The sequence below is a fragment of the Actinoplanes sp. CA-051413 genome (genome assembly GCF_050955795.1).
Taxonomy (GTDB): Bacteria; Actinomycetota; Actinomycetes; order Mycobacteriales; family Micromonosporaceae; genus Actinoplanes.
In genome coordinates, this window is sequence record NZ_CP192100.1 from 5,296,663 (window position 1) to 5,320,564 (window position 23,902).

At 71.9% G+C, this 23,902-nt stretch carries 20 protein-coding genes and 1 riboswitch; of the genes, 9 read left to right on the plus strand and 11 right to left on the minus strand.

Annotated elements, in window-relative coordinates; all coding sequences use genetic code 11:
• Positions 1-87 precede the first annotated feature (87 nt).
• Complete coding sequence (locus tag ACQP2Y_RS24990; RefSeq protein ID WP_433717412.1) at positions 88-1,356, plus strand: MFS transporter; 1,269 nt, start codon at positions 88-90, stop codon at positions 1,354-1,356.
• Here the strand turns inward: ACQP2Y_RS24990 and ACQP2Y_RS24995 are convergent.
• Genes ACQP2Y_RS24995 through ACQP2Y_RS25020 form a run of 6 tightly spaced genes read right to left on the minus strand, consistent with a single transcriptional unit; the run spans position 1,353 to position 6,106 of the window.
• Entirely contained in the window at positions 1,353-1,835 is a 483-nt protein-coding gene (locus ACQP2Y_RS24995; RefSeq protein WP_433717414.1) for an SRPBCC family protein, read from the minus strand. The two genes, ACQP2Y_RS24990 and ACQP2Y_RS24995, sit on opposite strands and share 4 nt — an antisense overlap.
• Positions 1,832-2,155: an ArsR/SmtB family transcription factor gene (locus ACQP2Y_RS25000; protein WP_360554457.1), complete on the minus strand. Its 324-nt coding sequence runs from the start codon at positions 2,153-2,155 to the stop codon at positions 1,832-1,834. The genes ACQP2Y_RS24995 and ACQP2Y_RS25000 overlap by 4 nt, the downstream gene beginning before the upstream one ends.
• Before the next feature lie 10 nt (positions 2,156-2,165).
• Complete coding sequence (locus ACQP2Y_RS25005; RefSeq protein WP_433717416.1) at positions 2,166-3,449, minus strand: cytochrome P450; 1,284 nt, start codon at positions 3,447-3,449, stop codon at positions 2,166-2,168.
• The gene (locus ACQP2Y_RS25010; RefSeq protein ID WP_433717418.1) at positions 3,442-4,677 is read right to left on the minus strand and encodes an ATP-grasp domain-containing protein; all 1,236 of its coding nucleotides are present in this window, start codon (positions 4,675-4,677) and stop codon (positions 3,442-3,444) included. The genes ACQP2Y_RS25005 and ACQP2Y_RS25010 overlap by 8 nt, the downstream gene beginning before the upstream one ends.
• Before the next feature lie 11 nt (positions 4,678-4,688).
• On the minus strand, positions 4,689-5,714 hold the full coding sequence (locus ACQP2Y_RS25015) for an alpha/beta hydrolase (protein ID WP_433717419.1): 1,026 nt from the start codon (positions 5,712-5,714) through the stop codon (positions 4,689-4,691).
• 41 nt (positions 5,715-5,755) lie between these two features.
• The gene (locus ACQP2Y_RS25020; protein ID WP_360832783.1) at positions 5,756-6,106 is read right to left on the minus strand and encodes an STAS domain-containing protein; all 351 of its coding nucleotides are present in this window, start codon (positions 6,104-6,106) and stop codon (positions 5,756-5,758) included.
• A 337-nt stretch (positions 6,107-6,443) separates the two neighbouring features.
• Between ACQP2Y_RS25020 and ACQP2Y_RS25025 the strand changes: the two genes are divergently transcribed.
• From ACQP2Y_RS25025 to ACQP2Y_RS25035, 3 genes are all read left to right on the plus strand, one after another.
• Positions 6,444-7,931 carry an amino acid permease gene (locus tag ACQP2Y_RS25025; RefSeq protein ID WP_433717422.1) on the plus strand — a complete coding sequence of 496 codons (1,488 nt, stop codon included), beginning with the start codon at positions 6,444-6,446 and terminating at the stop codon, positions 7,929-7,931.
• The gene (locus ACQP2Y_RS25030) at positions 7,928-8,809 is read left to right on the plus strand and encodes a universal stress protein (RefSeq protein ID WP_433717424.1); all 882 of its coding nucleotides are present in this window, start codon (positions 7,928-7,930) and stop codon (positions 8,807-8,809) included. Before ACQP2Y_RS25025 ends, ACQP2Y_RS25030 begins: the two co-directional genes overlap by 4 nt.
• Positions 8,810-8,879: 70 nt before the next feature.
• Positions 8,880-9,497 carry a hypothetical protein gene (locus ACQP2Y_RS25035; RefSeq protein WP_433717426.1) on the plus strand — a complete coding sequence of 206 codons (618 nt, stop codon included), beginning with the start codon at positions 8,880-8,882 and terminating at the stop codon, positions 9,495-9,497.
• Positions 9,498-9,501: 4 nt separating this feature from the next.
• On the opposite strand, the gene ACQP2Y_RS25040 is transcribed toward ACQP2Y_RS25035, so the two are convergent.
• The 5 genes from ACQP2Y_RS25040 to ACQP2Y_RS25060 all read right to left on the minus strand — a co-directional run bounded on the left by ACQP2Y_RS25040 (position 9,502) and on the right by ACQP2Y_RS25060 (position 14,863).
• Entirely contained in the window at positions 9,502-10,491 is a 990-nt protein-coding gene (locus ACQP2Y_RS25040) for a serine/threonine-protein kinase (RefSeq protein ID WP_433717428.1), read from the minus strand.
• Positions 10,492-10,585: 94 nt separating this feature from the next.
• Positions 10,586-11,455 carry a hypothetical protein gene (locus tag ACQP2Y_RS25045; protein ID WP_433717430.1) on the minus strand — a complete coding sequence of 290 codons (870 nt, stop codon included), beginning with the start codon at positions 11,453-11,455 and terminating at the stop codon, positions 10,586-10,588.
• Between the two features lie 2 nt (positions 11,456-11,457).
• Positions 11,458-11,871, minus strand: coding sequence for an S-adenosylmethionine decarboxylase (locus ACQP2Y_RS25050; RefSeq protein WP_433717432.1), 414 nt, complete (start codon positions 11,869-11,871; stop codon positions 11,458-11,460).
• Positions 11,872-12,921: 1,050 nt separating this feature from the next.
• On the minus strand, positions 12,922-13,836 hold the full coding sequence (locus ACQP2Y_RS25055; RefSeq protein ID WP_433717434.1) for a hypothetical protein: 915 nt from the start codon (positions 13,834-13,836) through the stop codon (positions 12,922-12,924).
• A gap of 91 nt (positions 13,837-13,927) precedes the next feature.
• On the minus strand, positions 13,928-14,863 hold the full coding sequence (locus ACQP2Y_RS25060) for a sulfotransferase domain-containing protein (protein ID WP_433717436.1): 936 nt from the start codon (positions 14,861-14,863) through the stop codon (positions 13,928-13,930).
• 893 nt (positions 14,864-15,756) lie between these two features.
• Between ACQP2Y_RS25060 and ACQP2Y_RS25065 the strand changes: the two genes are divergently transcribed.
• The 5 genes from ACQP2Y_RS25065 (at position 15,757) to ACQP2Y_RS25085 (ending at position 23,812) form a co-directional block, all read left to right on the plus strand.
• On the plus strand, positions 15,757-16,707 hold the full coding sequence (locus ACQP2Y_RS25065; protein ID WP_433717438.1) for a glycosyltransferase family 2 protein: 951 nt from the start codon (positions 15,757-15,759) through the stop codon (positions 16,705-16,707).
• Positions 16,708-16,757: 50 nt separating this feature from the next.
• On the plus strand, positions 16,758-17,714 hold the full coding sequence (locus ACQP2Y_RS25070) for a glycosyltransferase family 2 protein (RefSeq protein ID WP_433717440.1): 957 nt from the start codon (positions 16,758-16,760) through the stop codon (positions 17,712-17,714).
• On the plus strand, positions 17,711-19,102 hold the full coding sequence (locus tag ACQP2Y_RS25075; RefSeq protein ID WP_433717442.1) for a glycosyltransferase: 1,392 nt from the start codon (positions 17,711-17,713) through the stop codon (positions 19,100-19,102). Before ACQP2Y_RS25070 ends, ACQP2Y_RS25075 begins: the two co-directional genes overlap by 4 nt.
• A 70-nt stretch (positions 19,103-19,172) precedes the next feature.
• On the plus strand, positions 19,173-22,898 hold the full coding sequence (locus ACQP2Y_RS25080) for a hypothetical protein (protein ID WP_433717444.1): 3,726 nt from the start codon (positions 19,173-19,175) through the stop codon (positions 22,896-22,898).
• Positions 22,895-23,812 (plus strand): hypothetical protein, encoded by a 918-nt coding sequence (locus tag ACQP2Y_RS25085; protein WP_433717446.1) that lies wholly within the window; start codon positions 22,895-22,897, stop codon positions 23,810-23,812. Before ACQP2Y_RS25080 ends, ACQP2Y_RS25085 begins: the two co-directional genes overlap by 4 nt.
• Positions 23,812-23,895, plus strand: a riboswitch (ZMP/ZTP riboswitch). (Overlaps the previous gene by 1 nt.)
• Positions 23,896-23,902 lie beyond the last annotated feature (7 nt).

Below are 23,902 nucleotides of genomic sequence, written 5' to 3' on the forward strand. Positions count from 1 at the left end.
ACTCTAGGCCGACCCACCGACAATTCCGCCGTGGCGCCGATCTCCGTGGGGCATCGCGCGGGCTCGCTCGCATGCCACCATGGCCCGGTGACTTCGCTGCCGCCCGACGCCGCTGCCGATGCCCTTCCGCCGACGCCGGCCGGGGCGCCGGGCGCGGCGCCGGTTGTTCGCATGTCGGTGCTGGTCCTGGCCTATTTCGCCTTCATCAGCCTCGGCCTGCCGGACGGTCTGCTCGGGGTCGGCTGGCCGTCGATGGCCGCGGAATTCCGGGTCGGCACCGACACCGTCGGCCTGCTGCTGTTCGCCGGTACGGCCGGCTACCTCGTGTCCAGCGTCGCGGCCGGTTTCAGCATCGCGCGCCTCGGGGTGGGCCCGCTCCTCGCGGTCAGCACCGCGCTGGCGAGTCTGGCGCTGGCCGGGTACGCGATCTCGCCGGCCTTCGCGTTCCTCGTGCCCTGTGCCCTGATCGCCGGTTTCGGGGGCGGGGCCATCGACGCCGGGCTCAACGCGTACGCGGCCGGCGCGTTCGGGCCCCGCCACATGAACTGGTTGCACGCGTTCTTCGGTCTCGGGGTGGCCATCGGTCCGCTGATCATGACCGCCGTGCTCAGCGGCGGGCTGTCCTGGCACTGGGGGTACGGGATCGTCGCCTCCGGCCAGGCGCTGCTGGCAGTCGCGTTCGCCCTGACGCGCCGTTCCTGGGCTCAGCATCGCACCCGGCCTGCCACCGCGGAGCAGGCGGCGGGCACCGCGGCACCCACGCCGACGCGGATCGCCGTGACTTTGGCGATCCCCGCGGTGTGGATCAGTGCGGCGGCCTTCGCGGTCTATGTTGCGCTGGAGATCAGCGCCGGGCTGTGGGCGTTCCTGTTCCTCACCGGCGAGCGCGGAATCAGCGCGACGGTCGCCGGCATCTGCGTGTCGGCGTACTGGGCGAGCCTGTTCGTCGGCCGGGTCGTGCAGGGGTTCGTCGTCGAGCGGGTAGGCACCACCCGCATCCTGGTCGGCAGCCTGCTGGGCCTGGTGGCGGGGTCGGTGCTGGTGGCGCTGCCCGGGCCGGGCTGGCTGGCGGTGGCCGGCCTGATGGTCATCGGTTTCGCGGCGGCGCCGGTGTTCCCGTTGCTCACGCTGACCACCGCCGACCGGGTCGGGTCGCTGCACGCCGACCGGACGATCGGCGTGCAGATCGGCGCGTCGGGCCTCGGCGGCGCGCTCATCCCGGCCGGCGTCGGGGTGCTGATCGACCGGATGGGCGCGCAGGTCCTCGGCCCGGCGCTGATCGTGCTGTCGCTGCTGCTGCTCGCCTTGTACGCCATCACCCGGCGGCGCCCCGCCGCCGCCGGGGTGCCCGCCTAAGCCTCCTGGTCGATGAGGGCGGCGTAGCGGTTCAGGTAGAGCGGCCAGCCCTCGTCGTGCGCGACGCCGTCGCGGACGGACTCCCAGCCGGGGCCGTGCCGGTCGAGGTGGCGGTGCTCCAGCTCGACCCGGGTGCGTTGCGGGGTCTCGGCGACGAAGCGGACCTCCACCTCGCTGGCGTGCTCCGGGTCGGTCTCGAGCTGCCACTGCGGGCTGATGTCCCAGCTGAAGACCACCCGGTCCGGCGGGTCGCAGGCCAGTACGCGCGCCCAGCGGCACTCGCTGCCGTCGGCGGCCCGGTCGTAGATGTGCCCGCCGGGCTTGGCCTCGAACACGGTCTCGACGATCGGCGCTCCCAGCAGGTTGTGCTCCTTCGGCTTGAAGTCGCCGAAGCGTTCGGTGAACAGGGTGAACGCGCGTTCGATGGGTGCCTGCACGACGATCTGCCGGCGGACCACCTGCTCAGCTGTCTCGGTCATGACGTCTCCTCGGTCGGTTGGTCGGCGACGTCCTGATAGCCCTCCAGCGCGCGGGTCCAGAACGTCTCGAGCTGGTCGCGCAGCGCACCCACGCCGGCCGGGTTGAGCCGGTAGACCCGGCGGGTGCCGGCCGCGCGATCGGTGACGAGCCCGGCTTCCTTGAGCACCTTCAGGTGCTGGGAGACCGCCGGCCGGCTGATCGGCAGCTCGTCGGCGAGCTCCCCGACGGCCCGGGGCCGTACGGCCAAGCACTCGAGGATGGCGCGCCTGCTGGGATCGCCCAACGCGTCCCAGCCGTCCTCCGCTTGGTAAGTAGCCACGAACGGAAAGCTACGACTTACCGACGGCCCCCGTCAAGGGGCGGGTACGGGCGCCACTACGGACCGGGAAGTGGATGGGGCCGCGGACGATGCTGGACACGCGCCGCCGCAGCGGTCCCGTCCGGTGCAGATCCGGCAGGCGTTCGGCGAGGCGCCGCAGCGCGATCTCCGCCTCCAACCGAGCCAGCGGCTGTCCCACGCAGTAGTGGATCCCGCTGGAGAAGGCCAGGTGGTCGGCGGTCTGCTCGCGCCTGATGTCGAAGGTGTCGGGATCCGGGAAGGCCTCCGGGTCGCGGTTGGCCGCACCGATCAGCGTGACCACGTACTGGTCGCGCCGCACCAGGTGGCCGTCCAGGTCGACGTCCTCCAGGGCGCAGCGGGCGGTGCGCTGCACGGGCGGGTCGTAGCGCAGCGTCTCCTCCACCGCGGGCCCGGCCAGCCCGGCCGGGTCGGCGCACAGGGCCGCCCACTGCTCCGGGTGGGCCAGCAGCGCGTTGACCGCGTTGCCGACCAGGTTGACTGTGGTCTCGAAGCCGGCCACCAGCAGCAGGTTGCACATCGGGACCATCTCGTGCGGCTGGATCTTGTCGCCCTCGGCGGCCACGATCCGGCTGACCAGGTCGTCGGCCGGATCGCGGCGGCGCAGCGCGAACAGGCTCTCGAACAGCTCGCGCAGCTCACGGTTGGCGGCCTGCAGGCGGGCGGCGTGCGACAGGGAGTGGACGCCGTCCAGGGCACTGGCGATGACCGTGCCGTAGCGCGCGAAGCGGTCCGCGTCCACGTCCGGTACGCCGAGCAGGGCGGTGATGACCTGGATCGGCAGCGGCGCCGCGTACGCGGACACCAGGTCGAACTCCCGTCCCGGCCCGACCCGGTCGAGCAGCTCGTCGACCGTGCTCTCGACCAGCGGCCGGTAGCCGGCCATCTGCTTCGGGCTGAACGCCGGCTGAGCCAGGCGCCGCAACCTGGTGTGGTCCGGCGGGTTCTTGTCGAGGAACGACATGTCGAACTCGTCGGTGGCCTTCGGCGCGGTCATCAGGTCGGCGGCGCGCACCCCGAAGCGCCGGTCCCGCAGCACGGTGTCGCAGATCGCGTGGCTGGTCGTCACCCAGTTGCCGATCCGGGTGGGGCCGAAGCGGGGCATGCCGCGGTAGATCGCGTACGGGTCGTCGCGCCCGGGCCGCAGGTGCAGCAGCGACATCGGGTCGCGCCGCACGTAACCGTGGTAGGCGAAACCGAGCCGGCTGCCGTAGAGCCCGGCGGCGAACGCGACGGCCCGGCGCAGCTCAGCCATGGTCGCGCAGCCAGGCGTCGATGAGGCCGTTGAAGTGGCCGAGGAAGCGCTCGTGCTCGTGCGGCGGGTACATCGCCCGGACCGTCTCGCGCAGCAGGGAGCGGAACTCCTCCGAGCCGACCCAGTCGGCGACCATCTCGTCGACGTGGCCCAGGTACTTGGCGCAGAACTCCTCGTACCGCTCGGTCTCGAAGTAGTCGTCGGCGAGCCGGCGGTAGCGGGCGAGCTTCTGCCCGTAGTCCAGCGACGGGTCGTCGGCGATGGCGAAGTACTCCGCGGTGTCGGTGTCCAGCCGCGGCTTGCGCCCGGTGACGACGCAGTAGATCGTCCAGCGCAGCAGGGCCGACATCGCCCACGGGAAGTAGTAGTGCAGCGAGGTCACCGCCACGTCGGGGCAGGCGTTGGCGTAGTCGATGGGGTGCACCTCGGTGCCCTTGACCAGCGACTCACAGCTGTTGAACTCCCACCGGAAGAACGCGTTGACCAGCCGGGAGATGGTGACGACCTCGTCGCCCACCTCGGGGGTGAGGAAGTTGTGGTCCACCGCGTAGCGCTCGTGCATGGGCAGCTCGGGCCGGAACTTCATGACCATGGTCTCCGGGCCGATGGTCAGCGAGCGGGCGAACACGTCGTAGTCCTCGACGGCCGCCTGCAGGTGCATGAGCCGCTCCCCGGACGCGTCGTACGCGGCGTGCAGCTCCGCCACGTTGCGGATCTTGGAGACGCCGACCCAGGCCCCGCCGTCGTACGGCTTCATGTACATCGGGTAGCCCACGGACTCGGCCAGCGCCTCCAGGTCGAACGACTGGTTGTAGCGCGCCGAGGTGTAGGCGTACCGGGAGTTGTCCAGCGGGTTCTTGAACGGCACCAGCACGGTCTCCGGCACCTTGAGCCCGAGCCGCAGCATCGCGCAGTACGCGGCGTGCTTCTCCATCGACTGGAAGGTGAACGGGCTGTTGAGCAGGTACACGTCGTCCATCAGCGCGATCTTCTTGAGCCACTCGCGCGGGTGGTAGTACCAGTAGGCGAGCCGGTCGATGACCAGGTCGTGCTTCGGCGAGTCGCGCAGGTTGAACGGCTCGATGGTGACCCGCACGCTGCGGGTGCGGTGGCTGCGGCCCTGAGCGTCGGTGACCACTCCGACGCGGCGCAGCAACGCCTCGTACGCCCGCGGCCAGTCGTCCTCGGTGCCCAGCAGCAGTCCGATGGTGTGCTCGACGTCGGCCATGGCGCCTCCCGTTAGTGGAACACTGTCTGCAGCAACGTGGTCAGGTGCGGGTCGAGGGCGTCGCGCCAGCCGGTCCAGTTGTGCGCGTCGGGGACCTCGGTGAAGCTGACCGGGTAGTCCTGGCGGCCCAGTGCCGCCGCCATGTCGCGATTGTTCGCCAGGTTCTCCTCCACCGCACCACAGGTGATCACTGTGGGGACCGGACTGGCGAACGAGGGGGCGCGCAGCACCCGGCCGGTGAACCGGACGATGCGCAGGTAGCGCCGGAAACCGGACTCCTGCCGGTCGTAGCGGGGCTGGAAGAAGCTGCCCGACTGCAGGAACAGCCCGGCGAAGCGCTGCGGGTGGCGGCGCTGGGCGTGCAGCATGGCCAGGGCGCCGAGGCTGGCGCCGGCGCCGAGCACCGGGCGGTCGGTGCCGAGCTCGGCGGCGAGCTTGGGCAGCACGTCGCGCGCCAGGGCCCGGGCGTACGCGGGACTGGCCGAATACCACTCGAAGCGCTCCCCCGGCGGCAGCAGCACGAGGTGGTACGGCGGCACGCGACCCGCCCCGATCATCGCCGCGGTGTAACGGCCCAGTTCGCCGTACCGGTGGTAGTCGGGCCCGTCGTGCGCGACCAGCACCCGGTCGGTGGCCGTGTCCGGCGACCAGATCCGGGCCACCATCTCACCGTGCAGCGTGGGCAGCGGCAGGTAGACGTCGCGCCACTGACCGGTGGCCTGCGGCAGGTGCAGCCAGCCGGGCTCGCGGTAGTCGGGGCACCACAGGACCGAGGCGTCACCCTCGCGCCGCGGGTTGTCCGGGTCGGCGACAGTCTCGGTGCTGCCGTCGCCGTGGCCCAGTTCGAGCTGGTACTCGATGCGGTGCACGGCCGGGCGGGGCAGGCGCAGCTGCCAGGTGCGGCTCTGGCCGTCGTAGGCGAAGTCGCCGGCGGCCACGCCGGAACACAGCCGGACGGCGGCCAGCCGATGCTCATGATCTTGGAGCCGGAAGCAGACCTCGGTGCCGTCGCACCACGCCCCGACCGCCGGTTCCATGACGGCACCATAACCGGCCGACGGCCCGCCCGGCAGCAGTCTCAGGGGGTGTATGTCTGCGGGCCGGGCGACGCCGACGGCAGCCCGAACATCTCCGCCAGGCCGGTGATCCGCAGCTGACGGTGCACGAACTCGCTGGGATTGCGCAGCACGAACCGGGTGCCGGTCTCGCGCGCGGCGTTGTAGCCGGAGACCAGCGCGCCGACGCCCATCGAATCCATGAACGTCACGAACGTCAGATCGACGATCATCGAAACCGGGCGCTCGCCGTGCAGGGTGCTGACCAGCGCGTGCCGCAACGCGTCCACGGTGGCCGCGTCCAGCGAGCCGCGCACGTCGACCACTATCGCGCCGTCCGCCTGCCGCCGCGTGGTCATCACGGCCTCGCCCATGGTCTCGTCCTCCGCACCCGGTTACCCGTGGGCCCACGCTACAACGCCCGCCGTTCACCTCGCAGGCTGCCGGACGTTTCCGTGCGCCGAGCGGACAGCCGGTGCGCCGAGCGTCATGGCGACGTCACCCACCGCGAGACGCAAAGAGCAACCGCAGCGGGCAAGTTCGCCACATCATGCAGATCATCTTGCGGTTTCCGCAGGTGAGCGGCCACGGTGACAGCGGTGGCCACCGATGCACCCGCTCGCATCCGGCCACTCCCGGGGCGCGGCCGGGGAGGTGTCCACGACGGCGGTCTCCACGCGGCCGCCGAGGCATGTGGAGGGTGGGCCCAGCATGGTCACAGGCTCGAACCGAAGGCCGGGGATCTTCGCGATCCGCGATGTCCGGTCGCTGATCTCCGAGACCACCGAGGAAGGCCACGGCCTGAAGAAGGCCGTCGGCGCCACCCAGCTGACCGCCATGGGCGTCGGCGCCATCATCGGCACCGGCATCTTCGTGGTCATCGGCGAGGGGGCCGGCGTGGCCGGCCCGGCGGTGATCCTCTCCTTCGTGCTCGCCGCGGTGGCGTGCGCGTTCTCCGCGCTGTCCTACGCCGAGCTGGCCTCGTCCATCCCGGTCTCCGGCAGCGCCTACACCTACACGTACGCGACCCTGGGCGAGATCGTGGCCTGGATCATCGGCTGGGACCTGATCCTGGAGTACGGGGTCTCGGTGGCCGCCATCGCGGTCGGCTGGGGCGGCAACCTCAACGCCTTCCTCGACTCGGCGTTCGGGGTGGCCCTGCCGGACGCGATCGCCAAGTCACCCGAGGACGGCGGCATCTTCAACCTGCCCGCCGTCTTCATCGTGCTGGCGATCACCGCTCTGCTGGTGCGGGGCGTCACGGAGAGCGCCCGGGTCAACCTGGTGATGGTCGGCGTCAAGCTGGCGGTGCTGCTGTTCTTCATCGTGGTGGCGCTGTTCAACTTCGGCACCGGCAACTTCCAGCCGTTCACCCCGAACGGCGTCGACGGGGTCACCGCGGCGGCCGCGATCATCTTCTTCGCGTACATCGGCTTCGACGCGGTCTCCACCGGCAGCGAGGAGGCCCGCAACCCGGCCAAGGACCTGCCCCTGGCGATCATCGGCTCGCTGATCATCTGCACGGTCTTCTACGTGCTGACCGCGGTCGGGGCCATCGGCATCGCCACCCCGGCGCAGCTCGAGGCCACCGACGCGCCCCTGGCCGCGGCCCTGGACCAGGGCGCCGGGATCAGCTGGGCGGCGTCGATCCTGGCGCTGGGCGCGGTCGTCGCGATCACCAGCGTGGTGCTGGTCATCCTGTACGGCCAGACCCGCATCTTCTTCGCCATGTGCCGCGACGGCCTGCTGCCGCAACGCTTCGCCGTGGTCAACCAGCGGTACGGCACCCCGGCCCGGCTCACCATCGGCCTCGGCGTGCTGATCGCGATCCTCGCCGCGCTCGTGCCGCTGTCCGAGATCGTCAAGCTCGTCAACATCGGCACGCTGTTCGCGTTCGTGCTGGTCAACATCGGCGTGATCATCCTGCGCCGGACCCGGCCGGAGATGCCGCGGCCGTACCGGGTGCCGTGGTCGCCGGTGCTGCCGATCCTCGGCGTGCTGTTCGCCGTCTACCTCATGTCCGACCTGCCGCTGAGCACCTGGATCCGGTTCGTCGTCTGGCTGATCCTGGGCCTGGCCATCTACTTCCTGTACGGCTACCGCCACTCCAAGCTGCGCACCCCTCGCCCGGACGACGGCGGGACACCGAGCTGGGCCCGCGACACCACGCCGGAGACGCCGCCCGGGGACCCGCGGTGACCGCCCCGGCGACCGCCCCCGTCATCGTCGGGGTGGACGGCGGCCCCTCCGCCGAGGACGCGCTGACGTTCGGCCGGTGGGCGGCGACCACGCTGGGCGCGCCGCTCGTGGTGGCCGTGGTGCACCCGGCGCCGTCCGCACTCGGCTCGGGCCGGGTGGACGCCGAGTGGGTGGCCGACCGGCACCGGGCCGCCGAGGCGGTCCTGGACCAGGCCCGGTCCGCGCTGGGCGGCGACCACGGTGACGTCACCTTCCGGGTCGTCGCCTCCACCTCGGCCGCGCACGGCCTGCACGACCTCGCCGAGGAGCTGTCGGCGGACACGATCGTGGTCGGCTCGGGCCGGTCCGGCCCCAAGCACCGGCTCTTCGCGGGCAGCACCGCCGACCGGCTGCTGGCCGGCAGCCACTGCCCGATCGCGGTCGCCCCCGCCGGGATGGAGACCCCGCCGGGCGCGCTGGGCCGCATCGGCGTCGCGTACGTGGACACGCCCGACGGCCGCGCGGCGCTCGCGACGGCCGCCCGGCTGGCGAAGCGTACGGGCAGCCCGCTGCGGCTCTACACGGTCGTCGCGGAGACCGACGCGACGCTGCCGTTCCTGGTCGGCCAGGACGCCGAGCACGCGTTCCTGGACACCGCCCGGGAGACCTACGAGCTGTCGCTGAGCCGGGCGGCGGAGGCGGTCGCCGGGGTCGAGGCGGACTGGGAGGTCCGTACCGGTGACGTGGTGGAGTCACTCGCCGACCTGGAGGACGTCGACGTGCTCTTCTGCGGCTCCCGCGGGTACGGGCCGGCCCGGCGGGTGCTGCTCGGCGGGGTCTCGGCCCGGCTGGTGCGCCGGGCCCGGCGACCGGTCGTGGTGGTCCCGCGCAGCGGCTGAAAGATGTCCCGTGCCGCCTGCGGAGCGCTCCCGCTGGGCGGCACGGGCTCATACCTGACATGCTGCGGCAGTGCGCGCGCTCCCCGACGACCAGCCGTGGGTCTTCGACCTGGTCTCACCGGACGACGCCCGGCGGGCGGCCGCCCTGGCCCGGCACGAGGCGCTGCTGGCCGAGGCGCTGATGTCACGCCAGCGCGCCGACGACCTCCGGGTGCGCCACGGCCACAACCGGCCCGCCGAGAACACGGTCCGGCGCCGGCTCGACCTGACCCTCGACGGGCTGATCAGCGCGTTCCGCCGGGCCGAGGACCCGGCCGTACGCGACCACTACGCCCCGTACGCGGTGCTGTTCCTGCGCTGGGAGGAGCGTTTCCTGCCGGAGCTGAAGAAGTCGTGGATCTGCTCGCCGTGGACCACCAAGGACGCGGTGCTGCGCGACTTCACCCGGGGCGGGGTGCCGGCCGAGCAGGAGCCCGCGCTCGCGGAGCTGATCGTGGCGGCGTTGCGGCGGCCGTACCGGTGCAAGGACTGGCGGTACGCCGGCCTGCTGCGCCACGTCACGCCGCCGGCCGAGCGGCTCGCGGAGCTGGACGACGACCGGGCCGGCTTCGCGCGGCACGTGCTCGCGCACCCCGAGCTGACGATCACCCGCTTCAGCTACGACCGCTGGCGGGCCGCCCGGGGCTGACGCGTCAGCCGGCGCGGTGCCGGCCGGGACGGTCGCCGAGGAACGTGGTGTCCGGGTCGGCCTCCGCCGGCAGGGCCATGTTCGTCGGGGCCTCGGCCGCGCGCTCGTCCCAGGCCGACACCCGCGACGGCCGGGGCAGCACCGAGCTCACGTCCATCAGCGGCACGTACACCCGGGCGTCCACGGCCTCGGCCAGCAGCAGCGCGGCGACCAGGGCGGTCGGCCGCTCGGCCGGGTCCCGGTGCAGGCAGCGCGAGCAGAGGTCGAGCACCTCCGGCGCCATGCCCTCGATGACCGGCAGCGGGTCGGGGTCGCGGTGGCGCTGGGCCTCGACCAGCTCGGTGTGGCTGGCGGCCTGCCAGGGCAGCCGGCCGGACAGGCAGTGGTAGAGCAGCACGCCGAGGGAGTACATGTCCGAGGCCGGGGTCGCGGGCAGCCCCTCGAAGCGTTCCGGGGCGACGTAGGCCGGCGTGCCCATGACCGGGCCGTCCGGGTCAGGGTCGTGGCTGCCGACCGCCGCCGCGATGCCGAAGTCCAGGACCTTGGCCCCGGCCGGGGTCAGCATGATGTTGGCCGGCTTGATGTCGCGGTGCACGACGTGCTCGGCGTGGGCGGCGGCCAGGGCGGCCGCGACCTCGGCGCAGACGCGTACGGCGATGCGCCAGTCGAAGAGCCCGGCGCCGAGGTGCTCGCTGAGCGTCTGCCCGTCCACGAGCTCCATGACGATGTACGGCACCTCGCGGCCCGGCGACAGCGACGTGCCGAAGTCGTGCACGCCGGCGACGTTGGGATGGGCCAGCCGGGCGGCCGAGCGCGCCTCGGTGCGGACCAGGTCGACGCCGTTGACCTCGCCCAGCGTGCCCTCGACCGCGGGCGCCATGATCTTGACGGCGACGGGCCGGTCGAGCACCTGGTCGTGTCCACGCCACACTTCGGACATACCGCCGATGCCGATGCGCTGCTGGAGCTGATACCGCCCGCCCAGCGTCCGCATTTCCGCCCCCTGTTCCGTCACCGCGAGTTCGCCCCCCTCGAGGTTGCAGGCGACGTACCCTCGCCTCCGTCAGGGCAAACGCTCTCCGCGGGCATCAGCCGTTCGGGTCGAGGCGGAACACGCCCTGCTCACCCGGCACGACGACAATGTGGTCGTCGACGTCCTGGCCCGTACCGATGCGCAGCGAGACGCCGGCCGCGACCCGCTTGGTGAGCAGCTTGCGGACGCCGTCGCGGCGCAGCGCGGCCAGGCCGGGCCGGGCGGCCCGGCGCATCCGCGCGGCCTGCTCGCGCACGGCCGCCTCGATGGCCGGGAAGTCCATGTGGACGGCGCGGTTCTCGGCCGAGCCGAGGTACTCGAACGGTCCCGAGTCCGCCAGCGTCCGCATCGGCACGCCGATGAGCTTGAGGTTGCGGTACGCGCCCTTGTCGAGCATCGACACCGCGTGCCGTACGCCGTGGCGCCGGCCCATGACCAGGAAGGTGCGGTAGATCATCGTGCTGACCAGCAGGGCCGACCGGCGGCCGCGGTACTGCGGGAGGACCGCGAGGGTGGCGCAGTCCCACACCTTCTCGCCGGTCATGCCGTGCGCGGCCAGGATGGTGGCGACGTCCGCGCCGATGTGCGGCGGGGCGTCGTCGACGGTCTTGACCCCGGCGCCGTGGCTCTCGATCATCCGGGCCACGCCGGCCGGCACGCCGCGCCTGCGGTCGATGACCACGAAGAACAGGCTGCGCGCCTCGTACGGGCCGTACTCGGCGGCCATCACCGCGGCGTCGTTGCCGAAGGTCTCGGAGAAGACCTGGCGTTCCAGGGCCCGGCCGACCGCGGCCAGATCGCTGTCCGGCCCGACGACCGCCGTCACGAAGCGGCCGCTCGTGGGATGCGCGGCCAGGAACTCCGCGGTGATGCGCCGCACCGAGGCGGGGTCGAGGTCGTAGCGGGCGGTCGTCGTCGGGCCCATGCTCAGAACTCCTTGGCGACGAGCTCGGTGGTCCGGAAGTACTCCTTGGTGAAGTCGATGACCGTCTGCGGGTCGAAGGCCTTGCAGGTGTAGATGTCCACGCTGAAGAACGAGATCGGGCGCTCCCACGAGTAGAAGTGCGCGCCGGAGGTCTCCCAGTGGATCCAGCCGGCCCAGCCGTACAGGTCGCTGACGTGGGTGACCGGCTCGATGATCGTGATCATGTCGGTCACGTCCGAGAGCTTCTTCAAGTAGTCCTTGATGTGCTCGTCGGTGATCACGAACGTCGGGTACCCCTCGACGACCATGCGCTGGCGGGTGATGGTCGGGGCGAGGTCCTTGAAATCCAGCATGTCGGTGGTGCCTTCCGGGTGCAGGGGGATCGGGAGCGGGGTGGTGGCGGTGCGGGTCACCACGAGGGAGCCGTGCTGGGCCGCGGCCGCACCGGCGGCTTGGGAGCGCGGTCCTTCACCGACTGTGACCGCATGTCATCACTCTTGGTGGTGGCCTGGGTCGCGGGGAGCGGCATGTCGGTTCCTTCGGGGTGACAGTTGCGCAGCGTGTGGGGCTTTTGGGGGAGAAGCCTGACTCGCTCGCTTCTGTCACCAAATCTACCGCAGCGCTACGCAGGGTCAACTGACCACTGAGCCGCGGTGCCGCTGACCGGGCGGCCATCCCGGCCTGCCCGAACGTGCGGGGTCACGGCACAGGGACCCCACCAGGTCTATCTCGCCTCACAGAATTCGCCCAGCAGCGCGGAAGCGGGCGCCATCAGGACAGGCGGTCGGCAAGCTGGCCGGCGCGGCCCTGACCAGCAGAGACAGATCGTTACGACCGATGTCCGAATAGTCGCAGTGGTACGGATCACTCGCAATGTCGTCACTCTGCGTGCTTCCCGGGGTGCAGCCCGGTTATATCTGGCGCCATCCGGTGCCGACACCACGCAATGTAGTCAGTCGGCCGCTCAGCATGACGCACCGTCCGGCGGATATCCGGTGGTCCGGGCGGCGACGCCTGGCCATACTCGCCGGGTGCGCACTCCCGAGGCGGTTGACACCCTGCAGTGGCTGGCGGAGAAAGGGGTCACTCCCCTGGCCCCGGGCCGCCGGCTCGGGACTCCGGAGACCGGGAGCTGACCGATAACGAGCTGGCCCACGAATGGGCCTACCGCGGCCCTCTGGGCGGCTACCGGCAGCGCATCACCGCTGCGCGCAGTGCTGGCGGCGGGAGCACGCGATCACTATCTCGACCGCGAGCTGTGGCGCCGGGTCCAGCAACCGTGACCGGAGACAGACATGGCGGAGCGCGTCCTCGTGGGACGGGCTCCGCCATGGACGGTCTCTCGGTACTGATCCGCCGGTGATGGTGGCGGGCCCCGGAGACCGGGCGTTATGTGACCGACGCTAGGCCAGGTCGATCATGGGCGGCGCGGCGGGCCCGGCGTTCGTGACCCGCCTCTCACACTCTCAGTAGGCGAGTTCGGTGCGCAGGTCGTGGGCGCCGTCCTGGCGGGTCGCCTCGTAGTAGACGCGCCGGCGGCCGTCGGGCATCGTCACCAGGCTCAGGTAGCGCAGGCCGTTGGGGGCGTACGGGCTGCCCACCGGCTCGCCGTCCTCCGCGGTCAGCTCGCCGAAGCTGCCGTCGGGCAGGCGCACACCGCGGGCCGTGCCGGTGCGCTCCTCCCAGTTCTCCCCCGCGGTGGCCCGGCCGTCGTACGCCGCCACGATGGTGTCGCCGTCGACCGACACCGACGAGACGCGCACGCCGCGGGCGTCCCACTGGCCCGCGCGACCGGCCAGCGCCGTGCCGCGCCAGGTCCAGTGCACGCCGTCGGGACTGGTCGCGTACTCCGTGGTCATCCGGTCGGCGTCGTCCCACGACTCGAGCGGGTGCACCGACGCCCAGAGGTGCCAGCCGTGTTCGTCGTGGTGCAGCACCGGGTCCTTGACGCCGATCGTCTCGTCGCCGGCCAGGACCGTGCGCGGGGTGGCCGTGGCTAGCCCTTCCGTGGTGTCGGCCTCGAGCAGGTCGACGCGCCAGTGCTTGGTGCCGGGGGTGGCGGCACTGACGTAGAGCCGCCACCGGCCCTGCGGGGTGCGGACCAGCGCCGGGCGTTCCAGCGACTCGGCACCGAAGGCGTCCTTGCCCACCTCGGCCACGACCGTGAAGTGCAGGCCGTCGGCCGAGCGGGCGACGACGTTGGAGATGCCCCGGCCCTCACCGATCGGCAGTCGCAACCTGTACGCCAGGTAGACCTCACCGTCCGCGACGATCGAGGACGGTGCGCCGGCCCACGCTCCCGGCTCGTCACCGGGCGGCTCCACCACCACCGTGGCGTCTTCCCAGCGAGGCAACGGCAGGGCTTGAGTTCCGATGGACAAGGCGGCTCCGTTTCGTGGCGTCAGCGACACAGCGAAGAGTATCGGGTCAAGTTTGCATCATCTATGGGGAAGATAGGGATTCCCCGGCAGGTTACCGGGTGCGGGCGTGTCGGTCCACGGAGAGCCAGTCGTCGTAGCTCTCGCCCGTCACGTCCTGCAGCAGCGCTATGTCGTCAACGAACAAGGGCAGCAGCGCGGCACGCTCCTGCGGCTTGGTCACCGGCCGGGCGCCCTGCTTGCGGTGCAGGACGGTCAGGATCGGGCCGCGGGCGGCCAGGCGCAGCGGTACGGGGAACCGGTGGCCGAACTGCCCGCCGGCCCGCAGCAGTCCGCGCAGCACCCGGTTGACGCCGTTGTCCTCGACGACATGGCGGTTCACGTTCTCCCGCGGGATCTCGCGCAGCACGCCGGTCGGCACGCCGAGGAAGTCGCAGACCCGGTCCAGCGTGGCGGCGGGCGCGTCCTTGAGGTCGCGGTAACGCAGCAGCAGCACCTGCTCACGCGGGAACACCTTGTAGAGGTGCTGCACCTGGCGGCCGTAGAGCCCGAGGCTGACGTAGTGCCAGAAGTCGGCCCAGCCGTCCGCCTTGCGCTGCTCCTCGGCCCGGCAGGCGGTGAGGAAGTCGGCCTCCGGCTCCAGGCCCGCGTTCCACAGGTGTGTCCAGTTGGAGTGCGCACGGTCCACCGGGTCGCGCAGCAGCAGGATGATCTTGGCATCCGGGACCAGGGCCTGGATGCGGTCGTGGGCGTCCAGGTCGTACAGGTAGAAGGGGGTGGCCTCGCCCCGCAGCGTGCCCGGCGGCGCGGGCGCGAACAGCGCCTCGTAGTCGGCGCGGCGCCACACGTGCTCCTGGTAGGTCTGCACGTCGCCCGGCCCGCCGAGCCTGGGCGGCGGGCCGTCGGAGAGGAAGAACTTCGGCTCCTTGACCCTGGACAGGTACAGCTGAGGATGCCGGACCAGCGCGGCGTGCAGGGCCGTGGTGCCCGCTTTGGGGACGCCGGCGATCAGGAAGTCCGGGAGCGGCATAGGGGCTACCTCCTCGTACGGTGCGGCGGCGCCACCCGGCGAGGTGCGCGGCGCCCCGCGAAAGTAGAAGTTAGCCTACAGAAACGGTAGGTTTTCGCGACCCGGTGTCCACACCGTGAGCAGGGTAGGTACCCGCCTGCGGCGCGACCACTCCCCCGCGGCCCTCCCGGATCCCGGTCAGGCGCGCCGGTGCCACCAGCGACGACGGCGGTAACGCGGGCACACCTCGAGGCCACAGAAGGTGCATTCGGTGCCGGCGCGATGGTGCTCGTGGGCGGACCGCTGATGGCCGCAGACACACAGCGCGTCGGTCGTCGTCACCGGATCACCCACGGTGTCGACGACCGTGCGGTACGGCGCGGAGCCGGCTCGGACGTCACCGGGACAATTTATCCATCGACCGCCCTGGGCACTGCCCCGCCCCAGATCTAACCCGTTTGCACCCGGGGAACTACAGTGCGTGACACTACCTAGAGTGATTAGGATCACTCGGCTTTATCCGACATTTAGACTATGCCCCATTCACCGCCGAAGATCCATCGAATGGCCCGCAATGACGCCGGAACGCCTCTCTCCGGCCTCCACTGCCCTGGTGTCCGTTACTGGTTGTGACGACTGGGGCTTGCGTACGATCTTGTTGCCCATGTGAATAACCCCAGGTCATTCGATTGGTCAGGGTTCACCGCACGGGCATCGTCACCCTGGCCCTTTGGTTAGTTGACGCTACGTAGCGTGTTGCTAGATTTGGCGGCAGAAGCGAGCGACCTGCGTATCCCTCCCCGGAAACCGCCGATTACGTCGCAACTGCCGCCCCCGAAGGGACCGACATGCAGCTTTCCACGACCTCGGGAAACACGCCGAGTAACGGGCAGCCGTCACCGACCGTAAGCGTCGTGATTCCGACCTTGAACGAAGAGCGGAACCTGCCGCACGTGTTCGCCAAACTGCCCGACGGCATCGACGAGGTGATCGTGGTCGACGGCGGATCCCGGGACCGCACGGTCGCCGTGGCCCGCGAGCTGCGCCCGGACGTGGTGATCGTGCAGCAGACCCGTACCGGTAAGGGCAACGCCCTGGCCTGCGGCTTCGCCGCCTGCACGGGCGACATCATCGTGATGATCGACGCCGACGGCTCGACCGACCCGGCCGAGATCCCGAGCTTCGTCGCCGAGCTGGTGGCCGGCGCCGACTTCGTCAAGGGCTCGCGCTTCGACAAGGGCGGGCACAGCCACGACATCACCAAGCTGCGCAAGCTCGGCAACGACGGCCTCAACCTGGTGGTGAACGTCCTGTTCAAGACCCGGTTCACCGACCTCTGCTACGGCTACAACGCCTTCTGGCGCCGGGTCGTGCCGACCCTGGCCCTGCCCGACCCGGCCCTGCCGCGGCCCACCGACGGCAGCAAGCTCTGGGGCGACGGGTTCGAGATCGAAACCATGATCAACATCCGGGCCGCCGCCGACGGGATGAAGGTCGGCGAGGTCGGCAGCGTCGAGCACGCCCGCATCCACGGCCAGAGCAACCTGAACACCTTCCGGGACGGCTTCCGGGTGCTGCGCACCATCTTCAGCGAGTACGGCCGGATGCGCCGCCAGCGCCGTACCGGCAGCCAGGGCACCGGCGTCATCCTGCACCAGCACCCGACCGCCACCCCGGCCACCACCACGCCGGTGCACGCGCTGAACAAGGTCGTCAACCGCCCGCCGGTCGCCGGCGTCGCCCCGGCCGGCGACCCCCGCCAGCACGTCGCGCACCTCAACCGGGGCCTGCGCCGCGACGACGTCGGCACCCGCCGCACCGACGACATCAAGGCGCTGCAGTCACGCGCCACCCGCGAGGACTGAGCTCTCCCGCCCCCAGTCCCCGTCCCCCACCTGTCCCGAGGAGCACCCGCGTGGAACCCACCCCCCGCCCCGCCGTCAGCATCGTCATCCCGACCCACACCGAGCAGCGCTGGAACGCCCTGGTGCGCACCGTCGCCTCGGCCCGGTCGCAGACGTACGCCCCGGCCGAGATCGTCGTCGTGGTCGACCACAACCCGGCGCTGTTCCGCCGGGCCCGGCGCGACCTGGCCGGCGTGACCGTCCTGGAGAACCTGTACGCCCAGGGCGTGTCGGGCAACCGCAACACCGGGGCGTTCCACACCAGCACCTCGCTGATCGCGTTCCTCGACGACGACACGGTGGCCTGCCCGCAGTGGCTGGAGCTCCTGGTCGAGCCGCTGGCGGCGGACCCGTCGGTGGTCGGCGCGGGCGGCGGCATCAACCCGGCCTGGGAGGGCCCGAAGCCGAACTGGATGCCGGAGGAGTTCCTCTGGGCGGTCGGCGGCTCGTACGCGGGGATGCCGACGACCACCGCGCCGGTGCGCAACGTGTGGTCGGCCAGCATGATCGTGCGCCGCGACACGTTCCTGTCGGTCGGCGGCTTCCGGACCGGCTTCGGCAAGCTCGGCAGCCAGAACCGGCCCGAGGACACCGAGCTGTGCCTGCGGATGAGCGCGCTGGCCGGCGGCCGCTGGATGTACGTGCCCGCCGCGGTGATCCGCCACGAGGTGCCCGCGAGCAGCTCCACCTTCGGCTTCTTCCTGCGCCGCTGCTACGCCGAGGGACGCGGCAAGGTCGCCATGGCCGGCCTGCTGGACGGCTCGGAGAGCCTCGGCTCGGAACGCGACTACCTGCGCTCACTACCCCGGGCGGTGGTCCGCAACCTGGTCGCGGCCACCCGCGGCCGGGGCGCCCACTACGCGCTCAAGGCCGGCGGGGTGCTGGCCGGCGTCGCCGCGGCCGGGGTCGGCGGGGTCGTCGAGACCGTCGCTGCCCGCCGTACGGTCACGGCCGGAGCGACCCGATGACCGCCGGGGTGAACGGGGCCGGCGTGAACGGCAAGGTGTGGGTGCCGGCGCAGCGCACCGACGAGATGATCACCGCGCCCGCCTTCGAGCCCAGCGGCGAGGTGCTGCCCGCCACGGTGCTCGACCTGGAACTGTCCGACCCGCTGCCGGCGGTCGCCGGGGTGGGCCCGGACGGCCGGCGAGTGCTCCAGGCCTGGGTACTGGTCCGGCTGTTCACCGAACCGCTGGGGACTGTGCTCACCGACGTACCGGAGCAGGGTCTGCGGCCCGCCGACCTGGCGGCCGCGATCGGCGCCGAACTCGGCACCGCCCTGGCGCCCCGGCTCGCCGAGCTGGGCCTGTCCGCCCTGCCGATCGACGGCATTACGCCGGCGACCGAGCCGGCGTTCCTGGCCCGCCGCCGCGCGGTGCTGGCCGACGCCCCGCCGATCACCGTCGTGGTCTGCACCCGGGAACGGCCCGGCGCCCTGGCCCGATGCCTGGACAGCCTGCTCGCGCAGGCCTACCCCGACTTCAAGATCCTGGTCGTCGACAACGCGCCGGTCACCGACGCGACCGCCGAGGTCGTCCGCTCGGCGGCCCGCCGCGGCCCGGTCACCTACCTGAAGGAGCCGCGCGCCGGCCTGTCCTTCGCCCGCAACGCCGCGGTGGCGGCGGCACCGGGCGAGATCATGGCCTGGATCGACGACGACGAGTACGCCGACGTCAACTGGCTGGCCGAGGTCGCCCGGGCACTGGTCGAACACCCGGAGGCCGACGTGGTCTCCGGCGTGATCGTCCCGGCCGAGCTGGAGACCCAGGCGCAGCTGTGGTTCGAGCAGTTCGGCGGGCACAGCAAGGGCCGCGGTTTCAAGCCCGACGTGTTCAGCCCGGCGACCGCGCACATCCAGAGCCCGCTGTACCCGCTGCCGCCGTTCGGCACCGGCGCGAACATGACGTTCCGGGCCGGCGTCATCGAAAGCATCGGCGGCTGGGACACCGCCCTGGGCGCCGGCACCCCGGCGATGGGCTCCGAGGACACCCTGGCGTTCACCCAGGTACTGATCAGCGGCGGCACGATCGTCTACCAGCCCACGGCGGTCACCCACCACTACCACCGGCGCGACCTCGAGGGGCTGCACAAGCAGATGGTGGGCTACGGCGCCGGGCTGACCGCCGCGTACACCAGCCTGCTGCTCAAGCGGCCCGGCCTGCTCTGGCCGCTGCTCAAGCTGGCCCCGGGCGCCCTGCGCGACCTGACCAGCAAGGACAGCCTGCGGGTGTCGACGCTGCGCGAGGACTTCCCGCGGGAACTGCTGACGGCGAACCGCAAGGGCATGCTGGCGGGGCCGCGCGCCTACCTGAAGGGCCGCCGGGCGGCCCGGGCCAAGGCCCGGAGCGGCCGCTGATCGTGGCGACTCAGCCGTTCACCGGAAACTTCCCCCCGCACCGGGCATTCTCGGTCAGGAGGAAGCAGATGTGGCGATCGGTCGTCAATGCGTACGCCACCCCGGCTCGACCGACCGGGGTGGCCGCCGCATGCTGAGCGCGCACCCGACCCCGGAACCCGGCGAACCGGACAGGGGGCCGGTGCTGCGCCCGGCGACCCCGATGACGTCCATCCAGCAGTACGAGTCCCCCGACGCCACGGAGGCCCAGCACATGGCGGACCAGCGCGCGGCCGACCAGCGCGCGCCCGAACCGAGCCGGACGCACCACGACCAGGCCTTTTCTGAGCAGCCCTTGTCGGATCAGGCTATTTCGGACCAGGCGGCCCAGAACCGGCCGGTGCCGAGCCGGCCCGGGCCCGATCGGCCGGGGCAGAGCCGGCCCGGCCAGGAGGGTGGCGGGGCGCGGCCGGCGCGCGGGACGGCCCGGGTACGCCCGGCGGCGCCGTCCGGTGCCGACGTGTCCGGGCCGGCGGCGGCTGACATCCAGACCACGTCGGGGGTGCCGAAGGTCGTGATCCCCGCCGCGGTGACGCCTCCCGCTCCAGCTCCGGACGACGACGCGGTGTCAGAGACGTCGAGCGATGAGGAGCCGCGGCCTGAGGTCGCGGACGAGCCGGAAGCTTCGGAGGCGACCGGTGCGCAGGTGCCCTCGGACGACGTCGCCGGGGCGCCCGGCGGCGTTGTCGACGCTTCCGCCAGAGCCGAAACCGTGTCAGCGGCTGAAGCCACGACTGCGACCGACCTGAGCGCCGCGAGCGACGTCGAGACCGCGCCCGCATCCGCGGCTGACACCCAACCGGACTCCGCAGCCAGCGACGCCGAAGCAGGACCAACAGCCACGGCCGAGCCCGAGCCCGAGCCCGCAACCACAGTCAGCGCCGAATCGGAACCCGCAGCCACCGGCGATGCCCAAGCAGAACCCACAGCCACGGCCGACGCCGAGCCCGGGCCCGCAGCCACGGGCGACACGCAACCGCAATCCGCGGCCACGGCCGGCGCGGAACCGGAGCCCGCCGCCCCGGCCGCGCCCGACCTCACGGCCGACGCCGAAGGCGGCCCCGCAGACTCGGTCGCGGCGGAGCAGACGGCGACACCCCCGGCGGGGTTCGCGCCCGAGACCGGACCCGGCACGGACGCCGAGCCGCCCACCGAAACCGGCCTGGACGCCTCTGCGGCGACGGTAGCGGCTGAGGCGGTGCAGGTGAGCGCGGAACAGGATGCGCAAGCGCCGGAAGCCGCCGCTCCCGTTGAGGCCGCCGCGGAGAGCAACGCCGATCCCGCGCCAGAGACCGCAGACTCTGCGACCGAATCGGACAACGAGCAGGTCGCAGAAACGAAAGGTGACGCGAACTCTCAAGCTGAGGTTGAGGTTGAGGTTTCGTCCGAGCGCGAACCTGAAGCTGATGTTGAGGTTGAGACCACACCAGAACTGAGCGATCCCGAAGCGACCGCGGTGCTGGTCCTGCCCGCCGGGACCCTGACCGGCAACAGCCCGCCACAGGCCGCCCCGATCCGGACCGAGCCAGACGAGGCCGAGCCAGACCAGGCTGAACCGGCGCAGGGCGAGCCGGACCAGGTCCAGCCGGACCAGGCCGGAACCGAACAGGAGGAGCCGGAGCCGGAGGGACCGAACCTCGAGGACACGGTCGTTCTGCGCACCGAGCCGACCGTCGAAGACACGGTCATCCTGACCCTGCCAGAGGCCCCGAAGCCGACCCCCGCCGACGAGACCGTAGTCATCGCGCTGCGGGGACCCGACGACACCGTCGTCATCCCGGTTGTCAGCTCGACCGCCAGCGTCGCCCCGCCGACCGATGTCGTCACCGCCGTCATCCCCGTCGTTCCCGGCCGGCGTGACGGTCAGCGGACCGAGGTCGCTCCCCCGCCCGATCCCGGCCGCACGCCCAAACCAGCCCGCGCCCGCCGCGAGCCCCTCGACCTGGGCCACGCCCCCGCCGTCCTGACCATCTCGGCCCTCGGCGTGCTCATGGTCGCCCTGGCCTACGCCGGCGGCCGGGTCAGCACCGGCAACGCCCAGTTCGCGTACTGGGTCGGTCAGGTCGTGGTTTTCACGCCGGTCGTCGTCCGGCTGCTCAGCCGCCGGATGGCCGGGGTCGCCGAGTCGTTCCTGCTCGTCATGGGGCTGGCCCTGCACCAGTATCTGCTCAAGTGGATGTACAGCCCGGATCAGTTCCGGTTCCCCGACGAGCTGCAGCACTGGCTGGCCACCACGATCATCGTGCAGTCCGGGGAGCTGTTCCAGCCCAACCCCGCGCTGCCGCCCGCCGAGCACTTCCCCGGTCTTGCCGAGCTCGGGGCCGCCGTGGCGGAGATGACCGGGCTGCCGGTCACGGCCGCCGGCGTCATCGTCGCCGGTATCGCGCACCTGGTGTTCGTGGGCGTGCTCTTCGCGGTCGTGCTACGGGCCAGCAATTCCCCGGCCGTCGCGGGCGTCGCCTGTGCCACGTACGCGACCGCCCTGCACTACCTGTTCTTCAATTCGATGTTCCTGTACCAGACCGCCGCCCTCCCCTTCTTCATGCTCGCCATCTGGGCGGTACGCCGGTGGCGGGCCGAGGGCGGCCGGATGTTCGCCGCGCTGGCCGTGGTGTCGATGGCCTTGACCACCGTCAGCCACCACGTCACCGCGCTCGCCCTGGTCGCGACCCTGCTGCTGCTGGCCGTCGCCGAGCTGGTCGTGGATCAGCCGCGCCGGTGGTCGGCGCTGGCCATGCCGGGGGCTGCCGCGGTCGTGGTGGCGGCATGGATTCTGCTGGTCGCCACCGATGTCCTCGGTTATCTGGAGGAGCCGGTCGACCAGGTTGTGCGTACGGTGTCGCAGCTCTTTTCCGGGGAGAGCGACCCGGCCTCGACCAGCGCGCCCGTCTCCTTGGGTCAGCTCGTGGTGCAGGGCGCCGGCCTGCTCGGGCTGCTGGTGCTCTATCTCGCGGTCACCCGCGACATGGTGCACCGCCGCGACCGGGACTGGTGGCGGTGGGCCGCGGTCGTCGGCGGGATGGTGTTCTTCGCCGGCAACGGGGTGCGGTTCCTGGGGCAGAACGGCCCGGAGATCGCCGGGCGGCTGTCCACGTTCACCTATATCCCGATCTCCATCCTGGCCGCGATCGGGCTGGTCCGGGGCGTGCAGCTGATCCCGGCCAAGGACGAGTTCGGGCATCGCTGGCGGGCCGCGGCGCCCGCCATCGACGTGGTCATGCCGGGTGGCTGGAACCTGTACAGCCGGGTCGCGGCCGGCTCGGCGATGATCACGCTGCTGATGATCGGGGCGCGGGCCGGTGGCTGGCCGCCGATCGCCTCCATCCTGCCGGGGCCGTACCTGGCCGGCGGGTACGAGCGGTCGGTCGACGCGTACGGGGTGGCGTCCGCCGACTGGCAGCGCACCACGCTGGGCCCGGGCAACCGGGTCGGCGGCGACGCGACGTCGGTCTCGCTGGCTTCCACGTACGGGCGCCAGGATCCCGTACGCGAAGTGGGTTCCCTGTACTACGCCGACGTGTGGGGGCTGGAGCAGGACGACCTGGTGCAGCGCGTCCACGTGCAGTACCTGGTCGTGGACCGGCGGTTGAGCACCCAGTTGCCGGAGAGCGGCGCGTACTTCGAGAGCGACCCGCGCTCCGGGCAGATCACCTCGCCGCTGACTGTCGGGCAGCTCGGCAAGTTCGACACGCTGGCCGGGATGGACCGGCTCTACGACAACGGCACTGTCCGCATCTACCGGACGGGGGTCCAGTGAGCGCTCTGCTTTCCCGGGTCGTGGCCGCGCTGGCTGTCGCCGCCGGTGCGGCTGTCCTGTTCGCGCCGCAGGCCCTGGCCATCGCCGGTGGGCTGCTGCTCGGTTTCGTCCTGCCCGGGATGGCGCTGCTGGGGGTGCTGTTCCGCCGCCGGGCGCTGACCGCGGTCGAGCGTACGGTGCTCACCCCCGCGCTGAGCATGGGCGTGCTGATCGTGGCCGGTCTGGCCATCCACGTCGTGGGCCTGCGCATCGACCGGCTCGCCTGGACCGTGGCCACCGTCGGGGTGACGCTGGCGGCGGTGCTCGCCACCTGGCTGCTGCCGCCGCGCCGGGTGCGCGCGGCGGACAGCGCGGAGCCGCGACCCCGGCCGGTCGGCGAGAAGCTGGTGCGGATCGGCGTCGGCGAGAACACCGTACGGCTTCCGCTGAACGGCATGGCCGAGGCCAACACCGTGGTGATGTCGATCGTGCCGGCGGTGCTGGAGGAGGACGAGCAGCGCGCCGCCGCCGAGGAGAAGGCCCGGCGCCGGCGTCTGCTGCGCCAGTTCCTGCCGCTGGTGGCGGTCGCGGCCGTGCTGGCCGGGGCGAGCTGGCTGTCGTTCACCACGTCGCGGGCCACGCACGACACCGTCGTGACCGCACTGTCGGCGACACCGTCGGGACCGGTCAACGCGGCCGGGAACCGTACGGTGCGGGTGTCGGCGACCGGGCTGGTCGCCTCGGACGGGCCGTACACGCTCAGCGTGACCGGACCGTCGGGGGCCGCGACGGTCAAGCGCACTGTCTCGGTCACCGGGGACGGGACCTGGAGCGAAGCGCTGAGCCTGCCGGGCGCGCAACGGATGCGGGTGAGCCTCTACCGGTACGGGGACACGACCGCCTACCGCACCCTCTACATCAGCGCCGTAGACTGACGCGGACACGCGACTGGCGGCATCGAGGATGGGGACCACCATCGGGGAGCTCGCCGTGGGGGCCGTCCGCCTGGGTGCCCACGCCGGAGT

Coding starts and splice junctions, on each gene's coding strand:
- ACQP2Y_RS25020 (WP_360832783.1), bottom strand. CDS start 6,106: ATGGGCGAGGCCGTGATGACCACGCGGCGGCAGGCGGACGGCGCGATA.
- ACQP2Y_RS25015 (WP_433717419.1), bottom strand. CDS start 5,714: ATGGAACCGGCGGTCGGGGCGTGGTGCGACGGCACCGAGGTCTGCTTC.
- ACQP2Y_RS25040 (WP_433717428.1), bottom strand. CDS start 10,491: ATGCGGACGCTGGGCGGGCGGTATCAGCTCCAGCAGCGCATCGGCATC.
- ACQP2Y_RS25075 (WP_433717442.1), top strand. CDS start 17,711: ATGACCGCCGGGGTGAACGGGGCCGGCGTGAACGGCAAGGTGTGGGTG.
- ACQP2Y_RS25045 (WP_433717430.1), bottom strand. CDS start 11,455: ATGGGCCCGACGACGACCGCCCGCTACGACCTCGACCCCGCCTCGGTG.
- ACQP2Y_RS25005 (WP_433717416.1), bottom strand. CDS start 3,449: ATGGCTGAGCTGCGCCGGGCCGTCGCGTTCGCCGCCGGGCTCTACGGC.
- ACQP2Y_RS24995 (WP_433717414.1), bottom strand. CDS start 1,835: ATGACCGAGACAGCTGAGCAGGTGGTCCGCCGGCAGATCGTCGTGCAG.
- ACQP2Y_RS25060 (WP_433717436.1), bottom strand. CDS start 14,863: ATGCCGCTCCCGGACTTCCTGATCGCCGGCGTCCCCAAAGCGGGCACC.
- ACQP2Y_RS25025 (WP_433717422.1), top strand. CDS start 6,444: ATGGTCACAGGCTCGAACCGAAGGCCGGGGATCTTCGCGATCCGCGAT.
- ACQP2Y_RS25010 (WP_433717418.1), bottom strand. CDS start 4,677: ATGGCCGACGTCGAGCACACCATCGGACTGCTGCTGGGCACCGAGGAC.